This is a genomic window from Citromicrobium bathyomarinum (genome assembly GCF_038594485.1).
GTDB classification, from domain to species: Bacteria; Pseudomonadota; Alphaproteobacteria; order Sphingomonadales; family Sphingomonadaceae; genus Alteriqipengyuania; species Alteriqipengyuania bathyomarina_A.
Window position 1 is genome coordinate 645,452 of record NZ_JBCFZG010000004.1, and the last position, 15,010, is coordinate 660,461.

The window sequence follows — 15,010 nt, forward strand, 5'->3', positions numbered from 1 at the left end:
GGGCTCCTCCCTCTCGGGCTTTGGGTACACCCCCACCCAACCTCCCCCTCAAGGGGGAGGAGATCGGGTCTGCCATCACCGCGTGTATTCTGGGCGAAGTAGGGCTCGCGGCTGGTCCCCCTCCCCGTGCCGGGGAGGATCATGCGAGATCCTCGATCATCAGCCCCGCCGTCGCCTTCGCGCTGCCGACCACGCCGGGAATGCCCGCGCCCGGATGGGTGCCTGCGCCGACGAGGTAGAAATTCTTGATCACATCGTCGCGGTTGTGGCCGCGGAAATACGCGCTCTGCGTCAGCACCGGCTCGAGGCTGAAGGCGCTGCCCAGATGCGCGTTGAGATCGGTGGCGAAATCGCTCGGCGCATAGTGGAACTTGGTCACGATCCGCTTGTGAATGTCGGGCACCAGCCGCTTGCCGACCTCGTCGAGGATGCGCTTTTCGAGCAGCGGGCCGATTTCGTCCCAGTCCACCGGGAGCTTGCCCTGATGGGCGACGGGCACCAGCGCGTAAAACGTGCTCATCCCCGGCGGTGCCATGCTCGGATCGCTCTTGCTCGGATGGTGGAGGTAGATCGAGAAATCTTCGGGCAGCACACCGTTGGAATAGATGTCGTCGAGCAGCCCTTTGTAGCGCGGGCCGAACAGGATCATGTGGTGGGCAATGCCGGGCCATGTGCCTTCGAGCCCGAAATGAACCACGAACAGCCCGGGGCTGTAGCTCTTGCGCTTCAGCCTGCGGCCCATGCTCCACCCGCGCTGCGACTTGCCCAGCAGGTCGCGGTACGAATGCATGATGTCGGCATTGCTGGCGACCGCATCGAAGCCTTGTACGTGGCCGCTCTGGGTCATCACGCTCTTCGCGCGCTTGTCGTCGACATCGATGCCGACCACCGGGTCGCCCACCCGCATCGTGCCGCCGAGCCGCTCGAAATGGCGGACCATCCCGGCGATCAGGCGGTTGGTGCCCCCTTTGGTCCACCATACGCCGCCGTCCATCTCCAGCTTGTGGATCAGCGCGTAGATGCTGCTCGTCTTCATCGGATTGCCGCCGACCAGCAGCGTGTGGAAGCTGAGCGCCTCGCGCAGCTTCTCGTTCTCGACGAAGCTCGAAACCATCGAATAGACGCTGCGATAGGCCTGCTTCTTGGCGAGCGCCGGCGCGGCTTTCAGCATCGACTTGAAATCGAGGAAGGGCACCGTGCCCAGCTTCACATAGCCTTCCTCGTACACGCCCGCCGAATAATCGAGGAAGCGCTGGTAGCCTTCGACATCCTTGGGGTTGAGCTTGGCGATCTCTGCGAACAGCTCCTCGTGGTCGTTCGAATAGTCGAAATTGGTGCCGTCGGGCCAGTTGAGGCGGTAAAAGGGCTTGACCGGGACCAGCTCGACATCTTTGGCCATGTCATGGCCCGACAGCGCCCACAATTCCTTCAGGCAGTCGGGATCGGTGACCACAGTGGGCCCGCCGTCGAAGGTGAAGCCGTCACGCTCCCAGAAATAGGCGCGCCCGCCGGGCTTGTCTCGCCCCTCGATCACGGTGGTGGCGATCCCGGCGCTCTGGAGACGGATGGCGAGCGCCATCCCGCCGAACCCGGCCCCGATCACGCATGCGTTGCGGCCTTCAGCCATTAGTCGAGGTTCCTTCCTGTGGAGCGAGCGGCGGGCGGTGCGATGCCAACGCGCGCAAGGCATGGGGGATCGGGACCGGCGGCTTGCCGGTCAACACCCTGAGCTTGTCCCCGGTGGTCGATCGCGCGGCATAGAACCGCTCGATCAGGCCCGGCGACAGGCGATAGAAGCGCGAGAAGATGCGATATCGTTCCTCAGGTCTCGCCGCGCCGAACAGCATCGTGCCGAGCATCCGGTAAAATCCGGTGCGTTGCCACACGCGGCGCGCGTGCGCTTCGAGCAGCGCGGCCATCTGTTCGCCGGGCAGATCCTTGTTCTGCGCCACCAAAAGCGCAGTCTCGACCGCGAAGGGCAGCGTGTAGCTGGTCAGCGGATGGCCGATCATCGCGCGCGCGCCCGCCATCGCCACGCCGGGCACGCGCACCTCGCGCTGGTAGCGGGCAAGATCGCCGCCGGTAATGACCGGCAGCACCCCGGTTTCGAAGCCGATCGGCTCGCCATGCCAGCCCATCGCCTCGCAATAGCGTTCGATCCGGCTGGACAGTGCCGCGCGGTCGAGCACGGGGCTGTCCTGATAATAGGTGTCTTCGACAAACAGCTCGTCCGCGGCGAGCGGCAGGGTGTAGACGAAGCGGAAGGCGTCGTGCTGGGCGACCTTTGCGTCCATCACGATCGGGCGGTCGACCTCGTGCGGGGCGTCGGTGCGCAGGTGGCGGCCCATGAAGACCTGCCAGCCGCCTTCGAACGCGTCGGAGGGGATGTAGCCGCGCGCATCGATCACGCAGCGCGCCTCGATCCGCTCCCCGCCTTCCAGCGTCGCCCCGCGCGCATCGACCGAGGCAACGTTGCGGCCGGTATGGATGGTCGACTGCGCCAGTTCGCGGCGCAGCGCGGCGTCGAAATCGATCGACGAGAGCGAGACGTAGGTGCTTTCCAGCCGCCGCGAATGTTCGGGGAAATGGACATCGTAGCCGAGCGGCCAGTGGGTCTTGCGAAACGGCGCGAGCAGCGCCTGCCCTTCGTCACCCAGATCGCTTTCGAACCAGCTCCAGCGGTGGTTGCCGCCCAGCGTCTCGCCCGCCTCGACCAGCACCACCGACAGCGATGGATCGGCCCGGCGCACTGCGAGCGCGATCAGCCCACCGGCGAGGCCTCCGCCAAGGATTGCAATATCGGCGCGTGCCCCTGTCATAACCGGTCGTTAGGGGCGTAGATCACAAGAGGCAAATGGACTTGAGGGCATCCTCGGTATCGCCAAGGGATCGAGGAACGTTGCCGATGAAAACTCGTTCGGAAGGTGTAACAGGAGGATTTCCAGCATGCGTCGTATTGCCCCGGCTCTGGCCGCAATCGCCTTGTGCGCGACTGCCAGCCCCGCCTTCGCGCAGAGCGAGACCGATGCCGACGTAGAGGCAGATGCCCCCGCGCGCTCCATGACGCAGGGCACGGTCTTCGACGGCGACTGGATGATGATCGGCGTCGGGGCGGGCTATGTCCCCGAATATGACGGGTCTGACGACTACAAGCTTTTCCCGCTCCCGCTGATCCGCGGAAGCGTGGGCGGCATCGGGATCGAGCCACGCGCTGCTGGCGCCGCGCTCGATCTGGTGCCCGATGGCGATGGCAAGCTCTCATTCGCCTTCGGCCCTACTGTGCGCGTTCGCACCAGCCGCACGGGCAAGATCAAGGACCCGGTCGTTGCGGCGGCGGGCAAGCTCGACACCGCCTGGGAAGTGGGTGGCAGCGCAGGGGTCAGCGTTTCCGGCATGCTGAACCCCTACGACAGCCTCGGCGCAACAGTGGACGTGCGCTGGGATGTCGCGGGCGCGCACGAAGGCCGCACGATCTCGCCCAGCATATCCTACTTCACACCCGTCAGCAGGGCCGCCGCGGTCAGCCTGTCGGTTTCGGCGGAGCACGGGGACGAGAATTTCAACAGCTATTACTTCTCGGTCACGCCTGCGCAGGCGCTCGCCAGCGGGCTGCCCGCGTATGACGCGGGTGCGGGCTTCAACAAATGGGGCGTGAATCTGCTGGGCGGATACGATCTGGATGGCGACCTGACCAATGGCGGGCTCGGCCTGTTCGCGATCGGTGGCTATTCGCGAATGATCGGGGATGCGGCGGATTCGCCCTTCGTGGCCGACCGGGGCAGCGCCGACCAGTGGATGGTCGGCGGCGGGATCGGCTACACGTTCTAGGTCGCATCTTCGCCGGGTCTGTCACCGGTCGAGCGCATCGGGTCGCTGGTCGAAGGCGTTTGGCAGGGCCCGCGGCGGCAGGTAACATCTCCCCCGATCGATCTTCAGGGGGACCACCAACATGACCATTGCCCACACCGCCACGCGGCACCTGCTCGCGGGAGCCGCTACGCTTGCCTTCCTCGCCGCGCCCGGCGTGGCATCCGCGCAGGATGAGGGCACATCGGCGACCGCCAGCGCCCAGCAGTCCGAACATGACAAGCTGTTTGCGCTGTTCGCCGATTCCGACAAGCGCGGGCTGGAACTCAACCCGCTCGGTCGCCTTTTCCGGGGCGACGATACCAATGCGGACCGGCTGGGCGATTACCTGACCGACGCGTCTTACTACGCCGACCTGCGCGACACGCAGCTCAACGCCGCGCTGTTGCAGCAGATCGACCGCAGCAAGCTCTCGCCGACCGACCAGCTCGCCTACGATGTCTTCAGGTATAATATCGAGCAATCGCTGAAGGGCAGCACGCCCGAAATCCGCGCGCTGACCGAAGTGCGCCCGGTCAATCACTTCAGCGGCTTCCACACCTTCTACCCCGATTTCGCGAGCGGCAGCGGCGCGGCGCCGTTCAAGACCATGGCGAATTACGAGGACAACCTCAGCCGCCACGACGACTACATCGCCATCACCGACCGCTCGATCGCGAAGTTCCGCGAAGGGATGGAGAGCGGCGTGGTCGAGACCAAGCTGACGATCGGCAACGTGATTTCGCAGCTCGACACGCAGCTGGCGATCCCGATCGCACAATCGCAGTTCATGGGTCCGACGACGATGTTTCCCGAGGATTTCTCGGACGCGGACAAGGCCCGGCTGACTGCAGCCTACGAAGCCAAGACGAAGGAAATCTACGCCGCGCACGAGCGGCTGCGCGATTTCCTGCGCGACGAATACCTGCCCGTCGCGCGCGAACAGGTGGGGCTGAGCGCGATGAAGGGCGGCGACAAGCTGTACGAACAGCTGATCGAGAGCACCACGACGCTGCCGCTGAAGGCCGACGACATCCACAAGCTCGGCCTGTCCGAGGTCGAGCGGATCAAGGGCGAGCTGGATGCGCTGAGGGAAGAGGTCGGCTTCGACGGCACGCTGACCGAGTTCTTCGATTACGTGCGCACCGACGCGAAGTTCAAGCCGAAGAGCCGCGAGGCGCTGACCCAGAGCTATTACGATATCGGCAAGCGGGTGGACGAGAAGATCGGCGACTATTTCTCGCTCACCCCCAAGGCCGATCTGGTGATCAAACCCTACGATCCCTCGATCGAGCAGTTCCAGGCGGGCGGTTCGTACCAGTCGGGCACGCCCGACGGATCGCGCCCCGGCACCTTCAACTTCAACGCCTATGATCTGCCGAGCCGGCTGACGACCGGCAACGTCACGCTGTACCTCCACGAAGGCGAGCCGGGGCATCACTTCCAGATCAGCCTGGCGCAGGAGAACGAGAATCTGCCCGCGTTCATGCGCTTCGGCGGGACGACCTCCTTCGTCGAAGGCTGGGCGCTCTATGCCGAGACGCTGGGCTACGACATGGGCTTCTACGACGATCCGTGGGCCCGCTACGGCACCTTGCAGGACGAACAGCTGCGCGCGATGCGGCTGGTGGTCGACACCGGGCTCCATTCGAAAGGCTGGACCCGCGATCAGGCGATCGATTTCATGCTCGAAAACTCAGGGATGACCCGCACCGAAGTGGTCGCCGAGGTGGAACGCTACATCGCCATCCCGAGCCAGGCGCTCGCCTACAAGATCGGCGCGATGAAGATCCAGGAACTGCGCGACCGCGCCAAGGCGAAGCTGGGCGACGCGTTCGATATCAAGGATTTCCACGCGCAGGTGCTGAACACCGGCGGACTGCCGCTGCCCGTGCTGGAAGAGAAGATCGACCGGTGGATCGCCAATGGCGGTGGTTAGGTTCGTTCGTGCAGGGCTGATCGCAGCCTCCGCCTCCGCGCTTGCAGCGTGCGCCACGGTGCCCTCTGCCGAAGAGCGGCTGCCCGTCGCCCCCGTGACGGCCGAGCTCGCCGTGCCCGACGGCGGTGAGGTCGAACTGCGCTACCGGCTGGCAGAGCCGACAGTCGCGCTTCATTTCGCCCAGCGGACGGGCGATTATCGCGAAACCGCGTGGCATCCGCTCGACCCGGCGTTTCGCTGGGTCGCGGAAGGCGATGGCGAGCGGCTGGAGCGTGCCGATGGGCGGGTTTTCGATAATGTCGCGCTGTCGGTGACGCCGCGTTACCGCTCACTGGTCAAGGCCTACGGTCCGTTCTCTCCGTTCAGCGATGGCAGCCTGCTGGTCTATTCCGGCCAGTTTCACGCCTGCGCCAGCCTGCCGTGCGACGGCGACGGGCCCCTGCCGCTCACCATCGACGCGCCCGGCCGTGCCGTGGCGACCCCCGGCACGCGCTCGCAAAGCCATGCCCGCTTCGTCAGCGAAGGGTCGGGCAGCAACGTCTTCGTCGGCAATCTTGCTCCCGTTGCGGCGGACGGCTTCAATGCGATCGTCGATCCCGGTTTGCCCGAAGCGATGCGTGCCCGCCTCGCCACCGGACTGCCCGATGCGATGCGGCGGCTGGCCGATGCCTACGGACCGCTGAGCACCGCGCCCGACCTCTACGTCTCGATCGACCGGCGCGCGCAGCCCGATGGCAATGTCTCGATCCAGGGCGGCACCTTGCCCAACCAGATCTTCATGCATTTCGATGGCGAGGGGATCGACCGGAAACTGGCCGGGCCGACCGACTGGATCGACTGGTTCTTCGCGCACGAGGCGGGGCATCTCTACCAGCAGGAACTGGCCGGAAGCCTGCTGGGCGACGATCGGATCGCGTGGATTCACGAGGGCGGAGCCGATGCACTGGCCGCGCTGGTCTTCACCGCGGAAGGGCGCGACGCCTATGTACAGCAGCGGACCACCGAAGCGCGCGATGCCTGCAGGCAGGGCCTCGAACAAAGGCCGCTGACCGAGGCCGCGGCAAGCGCCGCATTCGACATGCACTATGCCTGCGGGATGATCCTGATGCTCGCACTGAACCGCGAATTGCGTGGCGCGGGATCGGACCTGCACGCTTTCGACCGCAGCTTCTTCGGATCGGTAAGGTCGGGCGCGCCGTGGACCGCCGAACACTGGTTCGCGACCGCCGGCAAACTCGGGGCGAGCGACGCATTCATCGCGCAGGCGCGGGCTCTGGTGGGGGCGGACAATACGGCGGCGCTCGCCGCGCTGGCGCAGCTTGCTCCGCAAGGCGCCACCCCCGAAGGTAGTGATTGAGCGCCCGTCTGTAGCAATTCGGGGCGGGCTCGATTCACCAGTAATGGGCGCGCTTGCACGCGCCCCGTCGATCCTTCATTAAAACAATTGTTAACTCCGATTCCGGCTGCTGGTCACACGCACATCATCTTGCGGTGACACGGGCGGGATGGCTGCCCCGATGCAGGCTTCGTCCGGCTGAGCGGGTGCCTTCTTCCCGTATCGCGTCCTACCCACGCGGTCGGCATATTCGGAACGCAACCAAGTTGAAGGACCACCCGCCGCGCCATGGCCACTGCCGACACCATCCCCGCCTGGATCACCCTCTTCCTGGGCATCTATTCCTTCGCCGCTGCAATGGGCGAACTGCGCATGCCGGGCACTTGGAAAGGCATGATGCACGATCTCGAACAGTCGCCGGGAATGCGCTTCATCGCCGGGCTGTTCACCCTGTCGCTGGGCGCGGTCATCTATCTCGTCACGCCTTGGCGGCCCGATGACTGGCTGTTCATCGCGGTCGCCGCGCTGGGCGGTCTGCTGACGGTCGAAGGCATCCTGTTCCTTGCTGCGGGAGAGCGCTTCGTGACCATCGGCAAATGGCTGATCGGCAGCGCGAGCGAGGTGTGGGCAGGTGTTTCGGCAGTGCTGGGCGCGGGCTTCATCTTCGTCGCGCTGTCGCGGCTGGATACGTTCTAGCGAACCGCGAGGGCAGGGCCGACGCCTAGGCCCCTTCCAGGAACATGTTGATCGTCAGGCGGCCCTTCACGGGATCGTCGGAGAGCTTGTCCGGATCGGGGATGACGCCCGAATGGAGCAGTCGCCCGCGATAGAGGATCAGCCGGTCGGGCTTTGCGTCGATCTCCCCGATCATTTCGTACCGGTCGCTGTCGCCATAATGATATCCCGCCGCCGGCGCTCCGCAGGCGCGATCGTCCGCCGCCAGCGCCGCGTGGTAGGCGGGCTTGCGCTCGGGAGTGACCGTTTCGAACCCGGTGCGACGATGGCGGTAAAAGGCGGTCCCGCCGCTCTCGGGGCCGAGCAGGTAGTGCATCACTGCGATGATCCCCGGCCCGGTGTCGTCGTAATGCGGGAGGCGCTGCGACGCAGAAAGCTCGCCCGGGGCCAGCGTCACGAGCGAATAGGACGCCGCCTCGCATCTGAGCGACTGGCCGAAGCCGAAGACCCGCCGCATCACCTCTGCCAGCAGCGGATTGCGCGGGACGAGGTAGTCGGGCTTCGCAGGCGCGCGCAGACCCGGATAATATGCTCCCGCAGGCGAATAATCGGCCGCGCGTCCCCGTGCGAGCAGCGCATCCACCCGCCCGCTGAAACCGTCGATCTGGACGACCGGCTCGCGCTCGTGCCCGAAGCGGTGGAGCGTGATCTGCGCTTCGGGGAGGTCGGTAGGGGACGGATCTATCATGGCCATTGCAGGGTGCGGGGGCGGGCCGCCCGCGTCAACGCCAGCGTCGCATGGCGCGGCGATGACGCTCGATTGGCAGCCCCTGCGTGATGTGGTAGCGCTATCACCCAAGGGAAGAGGACATGGCGATATGATGCGCGGAACCGTGAAGAGAATGCGGGTCGGGCACCTGCTGGGCGCAGCGATGGTGCTGGCGCTGACGGCGTGCGGCGGCGATAGCGGCGGAGGGACGCCGGGTTCCACGGGCGCCCCGCCACCGACCCAGTCGCCCGCGCCCTCGCCAAGTCCCACGCCCTCGCCAAGTCCCACACCGTCTGCATTGACGCAGGCCGACGCGCAGCTGGGCGCGTGCGTCAACCTTGCCAACTATCTCGAAGCCCCGAACGAAGGCGACTGGGGCCCCGCGCTGCGCGACAGCGACCTCGTCGACATCGCCGCCAAGGGCTTCGCGACCGTGCGCTTTCCCGCGCGCTTCGCAGGGCACCAGCAGCTGACCGCGCCCTATACGATCGATCCCGCCTTCCTCGACCGCGCGGAGCATATCGTCGATACGGCTCGCGCGCAGGGCCTGCGGGTGATCCTCGACAACCACACGACGAGCTGATGGCCAATCCCGCCGCCGAGCACGACCGCTTCGTGGCGCTGTGGAAGCAGGTGGCCGAGCGGTTTCAGGGCAAGGATGGGGAAGTCTGGTTCGAACTGATGAACGAGCCCTACGGCAACCTGACCAACGCGCAACTGACCGGCCTCTATGCCGATGCGCTGGCACAAATCCGCACGACCAACCCCACGCGGGCCGTGGTGGTGGGCGGGCAATCCTATAGCGGGATCAATTCGCTCGCGACCTTCGAGGCGCCCGACGATCCCAACCTGATCGCGACCTTCCATTATTACGACCCGTTCAACTTCACCCACCAGGGCGCACCGTGGATCACCCCGGTGCAGCCGACCGGCGTGACCTACGGCAGCGCGGCGGACGCGAGCCAGCTCGCCGCCGATGTACAGAAGGCGCGCGACTACATGGCGCGCACGGGTCGCCCGCTGTTCCTCGGCGAATACGGCGTGTACGAGGGCGTCCCGCTGGCCCAGCGCGCAGCCTATTACGAGGCGGTGACCGACGCCTTCCACGCCGCCGATATCGACGGCTGCGTGTGGGGTTACCAGAACACCATGCCCTTCCGCGATTACGCGACGGGCGACTGGTACGACGTGCTGCTGGATGCGATCGGGTTGTGAGGGGCTGGGCTAGTCGAACCAGCCCTTCTTCTTCTTGTTGCCGAACCAGTCGGTTTCTTCCTTCGGGGCAAGCCAGCTGCTGGCTGCCTTCTCGTCCTTGCCCTTCGATGAAATGCGGAATCCGGCGATTTCGGTGCTGATCTGGCCATCGCTGCGGACGTCGATGCCACCCATGCTGACCGTGTGCTTGCCGTCGGAGTGAACCGTCACCCCATCGGCCACGCGCACGTTCCAGTTCTTCTTGTTGTCGAAGGAAACGCCGTCCATCAGCTGAGTGGTCGTGGTGCCGTCGCTCGCCACGTTGAAGCCACCGGCGTTAACCGACATGCCACCGCCATGGTTGGGCGCGACCGGGCTTCGCGGATCGGCAAAGCGGGTAAGCCCGGTGGTGTCCGCATGCCCGTACTGGACTGCGGCGGCGAATGCCTTCTCGCGCGCGGTGCGCTGCGCGAATGGAATATCCAGGATCATTTCGGGGAAGAACATCTTCGCAAGCGCATCCGTCGAGATACGCTTTGTATCGTTCGGGTCGATCGCGGATTGCGCATCCTGCGCCTCGCGCGCGAGTCTTTTCCGGCGGACGGAACCGAGCTGTGTCCAGAAGAACCCGATCGCGCCCGCCACCGCGCCGAACGCGGCCTCGTACAGGAAAGCCGACGCGTCGAGGTCCATGGCGAAGTACGAGATCAGCGCCCACCCGATGAAGAGCGCCCCCAGGACGTCGATCCACCTTTTCTCCGGCTTGACCGGCAGGACGCGCATGACTCCGTAGCCGATCGTCGCCGCCAGCATCGCCCAGCACAGCAGGCCCCAGAGCACGCTGCCGCCATACCTTTCGTAAAAAAACAGCGGGATGAACAAGCTGAGCCCGAATGCGAGCGCGCGCAGCTTGGGGTCGAGGGCGGAGAGTTTCCGATCGATCCGGCTCAGGATGCCCGGCTTGTCCGAAGCAGCCTCCGCTTCGGCCTTCTCGGCATGGTGTTCCGCATCGCTCTGCTGGTACGCCGCGATCTTCGCGACGGAATGCAATGTCGCTTCCCGTCCGGGAGTGCGAAATTCATCGCTCTTCAGCAAGTCCGCGAACCAGGCGCGCTTCATCGCCTGTTCGTAATAGAGGCCGTCCTCGACCTTCAGGCGCGGGGATTGCTGGGCCGCAGGATTGTCTGCCACCCACAGCTCGGCGAGCAGGGCGAGCTTTTCCTTCGCCGCAAGTATCAACTTCGCTTTCTCGAACTGCTCCGGGTCGTGGTCCGCCGACTTTGCCGCCGCGCGCGCCAGCACCACTTCCACGTTGCGGTCGCCAGAGAGGAAGGGATCGACCGCATCGTCCGGCGCCTTCCAGAAGGAGCGGTAGAGCAGCGTCTCACCATGCGCGAGTGCGGCATCGTGATACTCGCGCCGCCATGCCGCATCGATAGCGGCCCATCTCTCGTTGCCGCCGGACACACGTTCATCGGTGAGCACGTTCCAGCGGTACAGCTTGGCTGCGAAGCGCACCAGTTCCGTTGTCGCGACGACGTAATCGTCCTTCAGCAATTGCGGCAGGTATTCGTCGAGGAACTCGGGCTGAACCGGCAAGCCCTCGATCACCGGAGTCCAAGCGGGCGCGTAGCGCAGCGCGAACTCGAAGAAGGCGCGCTCAGGGTCGTTGTCCTCCAGCAGCTTGTCGAGAGCGATGCGGGCATCGTATTCGCGCAACTCGTCCTCGAGCCACTTCTGGATGTACCCGCGCTCGATATGTTCGGCTGCGGTCTCGTGGTTCTCGGCCATGGCTGCCGCAAGGTCCGCAAGGTTGGCGCATTCGTGTTCGCCAAGCTTGTAGGGTCGGATCGTGTCGGTCATTTTTCCCCCCGGAATTGTCGAGGGGAACCTAACCTGACCTTTGTTAGCATTTCAAGGCGGGGGGTCCCGGCAGCAGTCGGTGCGCCTTTCGGCTCCCGGAAACCGCCTCTGTCTGGGCGCGCGGGAAGCTGGTACGCACAGTGCCCCGATCAGGCAGCCGATCGGGAACATTCGCTTCCGCTTCCGGTTCAGTCTGCATGATCAAACTGGCCATAATCTGTCTCGTCGTCGCCGCTATTGCCGCGATCCTTGGTTTCGGCGGCGTTGCCGGTGCCTTCGTCGATGTCGCGATCTGGCTGGCGATCATCGCTGCCGTCCTGTTCGTCATTTTCCTGGTGCTCGGCATTTTCGCAGGCAAGAAGGCGAGCGACGTGCTCGACTAGTCGGGGAGCCCGACCGGCACCGCTTTACGCGGGCCACTGCCTCACCTACAGTCCTGCCATCCCCGGGGAGCCTGCCGCGTGATCGCAGGTTGAGAGCGGAATATACCGCGACCCGTCGAACCTGATCCCGGTAATACGGGCGGAGGGAGGGAGCGGTTTTCGGATAACTTCCCCGGTCACCGCCCTCGCTCCGATTTAACGGAGCGTTTTTTCATGGCCGACATCAATTCACCCGTCGAAATCGGCGTCACCACCGGGCCGATCAGAGGCTCGCGCAAGGTCTACGTCGCCGCGCGCACCGGCTCGGGCGTGCGCGTCGCCATGCGCGAGATCGACCTCGAGGGGGGCGAGCCTTCGGTGCGCGTCTACGACACCTCGGGCCCCTACACCGATCCGAATGCCGCCATCGACATCAACGCAGGCCTGCCGCAGCTGCGCCGTGAATGGATCATGGCGCGCGGCGATGTCGAGGAATACGATGCGCGCGAAGTCCGGCCCGAAGATAACGGCCAGCTCGGCCCCGATCGCAGCGGGGGTGTGCCGCAGTTTCCCAACACTGTGAGGCGTCCGCTGCGCGCGAAGGCGGGCCAGAACGTCAGCCAGATGCACTATGCAAGGCAGGGCATCATCACGCCCGAGATGGAATATGTGGCGGAGCGCGAGAACCTTGGCCGCGAGCAGATCGCCAAGGATCGCGAAGGGCAGAGCTGGGGCGCCGCGATTCCCGAATTCGTGACGCCCGAATTCGTCCGCGACGAGGTTGCGCGGGGCCGCGCGATCATCCCGAACAATATCAATCACCCCGAAAGCGAGCCGATGGCGATCGGGCGCAATTTCCTGGTCAAGATCAACGCCAATATCGGCAACAGCGCGGTCGCCAGCGACGTCGCGAGCGAGGTCGACAAGATGGTCTGGTCGATCCGCTGGGGCGCCGACACCGTGATGGACCTCTCCACCGGGCGCAACATCCACGACACGCGCGAATGGATCATCCGCAACAGCCCCGTGCCCATCGGCACCGTGCCGATCTATCAGGCGCTCGAAAAGGTTGGCGGCATTGCCGAGGATCTGACGTGGGAAATCTTCCGCGACACGCTGATCGAACAGGCCGAACAGGGCGTCGACTACTTCACGATCCACGCCGGGGTGCGCCTGCCCTATGTGCCGATGGCGGCCAAGCGCATGACCGGGATCGTCAGCCGCGGCGGCTCGATCATGGCCAAGTGGTGCCTCGCGCATCACAAGGAGAGCTTCCTGTACGAGCGCTTCGACGAGATCACCGAGATCATGAAGGCCTACGACATCGCCTATTCGCTGGGCGACGGCCTGCGCCCCGGGTCGATCTACGACGCCAACGACGAAGCGCAGTTCGCCGAACTCTACACGCTGGGCGAACTCACCAAGAAGGCGTGGGAGCAGGATGTGCAGGTGATGATCGAAGGGCCGGGCCACGTGCCCATGCACAAGATCAAGGAGAACATGGACAAGCAGCTGGAGGCGTGCGGCGAGGCGCCGTTCTACACGCTCGGGCCGCTCGTCACCGACATTGCGCCGGGATACGACCACATCACCAGCGGCATCGGCGCGGCGCAGATCGGCTGGTACGGCACGGCGATGCTCTGCTACGTCACGCCCAAGGAGCACCTGGGCCTGCCCGACCGCGACGATGTGAAGGTGGGCGTGGTGACCTACAAGCTGGCCGCGCACGCCGCCGACCTCGCCAAGGGCCACCCGGCAGCGCAGGTGCGCGACGACGCGCTGAGCAAGGCGCGCTTCGAATTCCGCTGGCGCGACCAGTTCAACCTCAGCCTCGACCCCGATACGGCCGAACAGTACCACGACCAGACGCTACCCGCAGAAGGCGCCAAGACCGCGCATTTCTGTTCGATGTGCGGGCCCAAGTTCTGCTCGATGAAGATCAGCCAGGAAGTGCGGGACTTCGCCGCCAGGCAGAACAGCGACAGCTATCTGGCGAGCGAGAACATCCGGCGGGAAACCTCAGCCGAGGAGGCCGAGGAAGCGCGCGAGGGCATGGAGGAAATGAGCCGCGTCTACGAGCAATCGGGTCGTGAGCTGTATATAGGCCAGGGCGACCGCGAACGCGACTAACGCGGCGTGAAGCCGGAAGAAACGGGCGCGCTTTTCGGGAGGCGCGCCCCTGTCCGGTGGTGGCGGTTGCCTGTCCCGCCTGCAGCATAGCCGCGTCATACGAAGACCGGGCGAAACCTGCGGCCGTCGAAGTCCATCTCGGCAACGGGGTTTGATAGTGCGGCATGCCGCGTTCGCATCGGCGCGCAGTCAGGCACCGTTGTCGATCTGAAGCGCCACGGGCTTGTGATCGGGGCCGGACATGTCGCCGAACTCGGAATGCTTGCGCTTGAACTCGCTGATCCCGGCGGCCTTGATCTTCAGGTTGTCGCTGTACAGAGCCCAGTCGAGAATGCCGCCCTTGCGCTGCGACGAGTCCGACCAGTAGCTGAAGAATTTGACGTCTCCTGGAAGGCCGAGCGCCTCTCTGCGGTCATATTCCCAGTTCAGATCGCCGCCGATCATCCAGGTCCCGCCCGAATTCTTTGCCGCGGCGTCCACCGCTTCGCGCAATTGCTTCGCTGTCAGGCCGGTCTGGCCCGACTTGAAATGGGCGAGGTAGGTCTTCAGCTTGAAACCGCCGCTTGCGCTGGTGCTGAATTCCGCGACATCGCGGTTGAGCCCGACGAGCTTTACCGAGCCGTCGAAGGTCGTCGTCCTCGTCCTGATCGCGCAGACGTACGAATTGCTGTGCCCGCCGTGCACCACGGTGGCGCTGTAGGCGGGGCCGTAGACGCTGTTGATGTAGCTCGCGATATCGGTTTCGCGCGCGGAATGGATTTCCAGCAGCGTGACGATGTCGAATTCGCTGCGGAAACAGTAATCCAGGAAATGATTGGTGATGATTTCCTTTTCTCGTGGAGAAGATCGACCGACCTTCTCCACATTGAACCAGGCGACGTAGATGGCCACCAGCC

The 15,010-nt window shown here is 65.0% G+C and carries 13 protein-coding genes and 1 riboswitch; of the genes, 8 read left to right on the forward strand and 5 right to left on the reverse strand.

Going from position 1 to position 15,010, the window contains the following annotated elements:
- Positions 1-139: 139 nt before the first annotated feature.
- Positions 140-1,627 (reverse strand): phytoene desaturase, encoded by a 1,488-nt coding sequence (locus AAG591_RS08785; RefSeq protein ID WP_342530788.1) that lies wholly within the window; start codon positions 1,625-1,627, stop codon positions 140-142.
- A complete protein-coding gene (gene crtY / locus AAG591_RS08790; RefSeq protein ID WP_342530791.1) occupies positions 1,620-2,819 on the reverse strand; it encodes a lycopene beta-cyclase CrtY in 1,200 nt (399 codons plus the stop codon). The genes AAG591_RS08785 and crtY overlap by 8 nt, the downstream gene beginning before the upstream one ends.
- 127 nt (positions 2,820-2,946) lie before the next feature.
- On the opposite strand from crtY, the gene AAG591_RS08795 reads away from it, so the two are divergent.
- From AAG591_RS08795 to AAG591_RS08810, 4 genes are all read left to right on the forward strand, one after another.
- Complete coding sequence (locus AAG591_RS08795) at positions 2,947-3,828, forward strand: MipA/OmpV family protein (RefSeq protein WP_342530793.1); 882 nt, start codon at positions 2,947-2,949, stop codon at positions 3,826-3,828.
- A gap of 121 nt (positions 3,829-3,949) precedes the next feature.
- Entirely contained in the window at positions 3,950-5,785 is a 1,836-nt protein-coding gene (locus AAG591_RS08800; RefSeq protein WP_342530794.1) for a DUF885 domain-containing protein, read from the forward strand.
- Positions 5,772-7,142: a hypothetical protein gene (locus tag AAG591_RS08805; protein ID WP_342530796.1), complete on the forward strand. Its 1,371-nt coding sequence runs from the start codon at positions 5,772-5,774 to the stop codon at positions 7,140-7,142. Before AAG591_RS08800 ends, AAG591_RS08805 begins: the two co-directional genes overlap by 14 nt.
- A gap of 267 nt (positions 7,143-7,409) precedes the next feature.
- Positions 7,410-7,817 carry a hypothetical protein gene (locus AAG591_RS08810; RefSeq protein ID WP_342530799.1) on the forward strand — a complete coding sequence of 136 codons (408 nt, stop codon included), beginning with the start codon at positions 7,410-7,412 and terminating at the stop codon, positions 7,815-7,817.
- A 25-nt stretch (positions 7,818-7,842) separates the two neighbouring features.
- Here AAG591_RS08810 and AAG591_RS08815 read toward each other — a convergent pair whose 3' ends face one another.
- On the reverse strand, positions 7,843-8,550 hold the full coding sequence (locus tag AAG591_RS08815) for a DUF6445 family protein (protein ID WP_342530801.1): 708 nt from the start codon (positions 8,548-8,550) through the stop codon (positions 7,843-7,845).
- Positions 8,551-8,674: 124 nt separating this feature from the next.
- On the opposite strand from AAG591_RS08815, the gene AAG591_RS08820 reads away from it, so the two are divergent.
- Both AAG591_RS08820 and AAG591_RS08825 read left to right on the forward strand, forming a co-directional pair.
- A complete protein-coding gene (locus AAG591_RS08820) occupies positions 8,675-9,148 on the forward strand; it encodes a cellulase family glycosylhydrolase (RefSeq protein WP_342530803.1) in 474 nt (157 codons plus the stop codon).
- Positions 9,148-9,780 carry a glycoside hydrolase family 5 protein gene (locus AAG591_RS08825; protein ID WP_342530805.1) on the forward strand — a complete coding sequence of 211 codons (633 nt, stop codon included), beginning with the start codon at positions 9,148-9,150 and terminating at the stop codon, positions 9,778-9,780. Before AAG591_RS08820 ends, AAG591_RS08825 begins: the two co-directional genes overlap by 1 nt.
- Positions 9,781-9,789: 9 nt before the next feature.
- Here AAG591_RS08825 and AAG591_RS08830 read toward each other — a convergent pair whose 3' ends face one another.
- A complete protein-coding gene (locus AAG591_RS08830; RefSeq protein ID WP_342530808.1) occupies positions 9,790-11,622 on the reverse strand; it encodes a hypothetical protein in 1,833 nt (610 codons plus the stop codon).
- A gap of 197 nt (positions 11,623-11,819) precedes the next feature.
- Here AAG591_RS08830 and AAG591_RS08835 point away from each other — a divergent pair, with 197 nt between their 5' ends.
- On the forward strand, positions 11,820-12,005 hold the full coding sequence (locus AAG591_RS08835) for a DUF1328 domain-containing protein (protein ID WP_342530809.1): 186 nt from the start codon (positions 11,820-11,822) through the stop codon (positions 12,003-12,005).
- Between the two features lie 53 nt (positions 12,006-12,058).
- A riboswitch (TPP riboswitch) is annotated at positions 12,059-12,170 on the forward strand.
- A gap of 48 nt (positions 12,171-12,218) precedes the next feature.
- Complete coding sequence (gene thiC, locus AAG591_RS08840; protein ID WP_342530811.1) at positions 12,219-14,114, forward strand: phosphomethylpyrimidine synthase ThiC; 1,896 nt, start codon at positions 12,219-12,221, stop codon at positions 14,112-14,114.
- A gap of 189 nt (positions 14,115-14,303) precedes the next feature.
- Here thiC and AAG591_RS08845 read toward each other — a convergent pair whose 3' ends face one another.
- Complete coding sequence (locus AAG591_RS08845; RefSeq protein ID WP_342530813.1) at positions 14,304-15,005, reverse strand: endonuclease/exonuclease/phosphatase family protein; 702 nt, start codon at positions 15,003-15,005, stop codon at positions 14,304-14,306.
- Positions 15,006-15,010: the final 5 nt, after the last annotated feature.

Coding starts and splice junctions, on each gene's coding strand:
- AAG591_RS08795 (WP_342530793.1), top strand. CDS start 2,947: ATGCGTCGTATTGCCCCGGCTCTGGCCGCAATCGCCTTGTGCGCGACT.
- AAG591_RS08830 (WP_342530808.1), bottom strand. CDS start 11,622: ATGACCGACACGATCCGACCCTACAAGCTTGGCGAACACGAATGCGCC.
- AAG591_RS08785 (WP_342530788.1), bottom strand. CDS start 1,627: ATGGCTGAAGGCCGCAACGCATGCGTGATCGGGGCCGGGTTCGGCGGG.
- crtY (WP_342530791.1), bottom strand. CDS start 2,819: ATGACAGGGGCACGCGCCGATATTGCAATCCTTGGCGGAGGCCTCGCC.
- thiC (WP_342530811.1), top strand. CDS start 12,219: ATGGCCGACATCAATTCACCCGTCGAAATCGGCGTCACCACCGGGCCG.
- AAG591_RS08815 (WP_342530801.1), bottom strand. CDS start 8,550: ATGGCCATGATAGATCCGTCCCCTACCGACCTCCCCGAAGCGCAGATC.
- AAG591_RS08825 (WP_342530805.1), top strand. CDS start 9,148: ATGGCCAATCCCGCCGCCGAGCACGACCGCTTCGTGGCGCTGTGGAAG.
- AAG591_RS08805 (WP_342530796.1), top strand. CDS start 5,772: ATGGCGGTGGTTAGGTTCGTTCGTGCAGGGCTGATCGCAGCCTCCGCC.
- AAG591_RS08835 (WP_342530809.1), top strand. CDS start 11,820: ATGATCAAACTGGCCATAATCTGTCTCGTCGTCGCCGCTATTGCCGCG.
- AAG591_RS08810 (WP_342530799.1), top strand. CDS start 7,410: ATGGCCACTGCCGACACCATCCCCGCCTGGATCACCCTCTTCCTGGGC.
- AAG591_RS08800 (WP_342530794.1), top strand. CDS start 3,950: ATGACCATTGCCCACACCGCCACGCGGCACCTGCTCGCGGGAGCCGCT.
- AAG591_RS08820 (WP_342530803.1), top strand. CDS start 8,675: ATGATGCGCGGAACCGTGAAGAGAATGCGGGTCGGGCACCTGCTGGGC.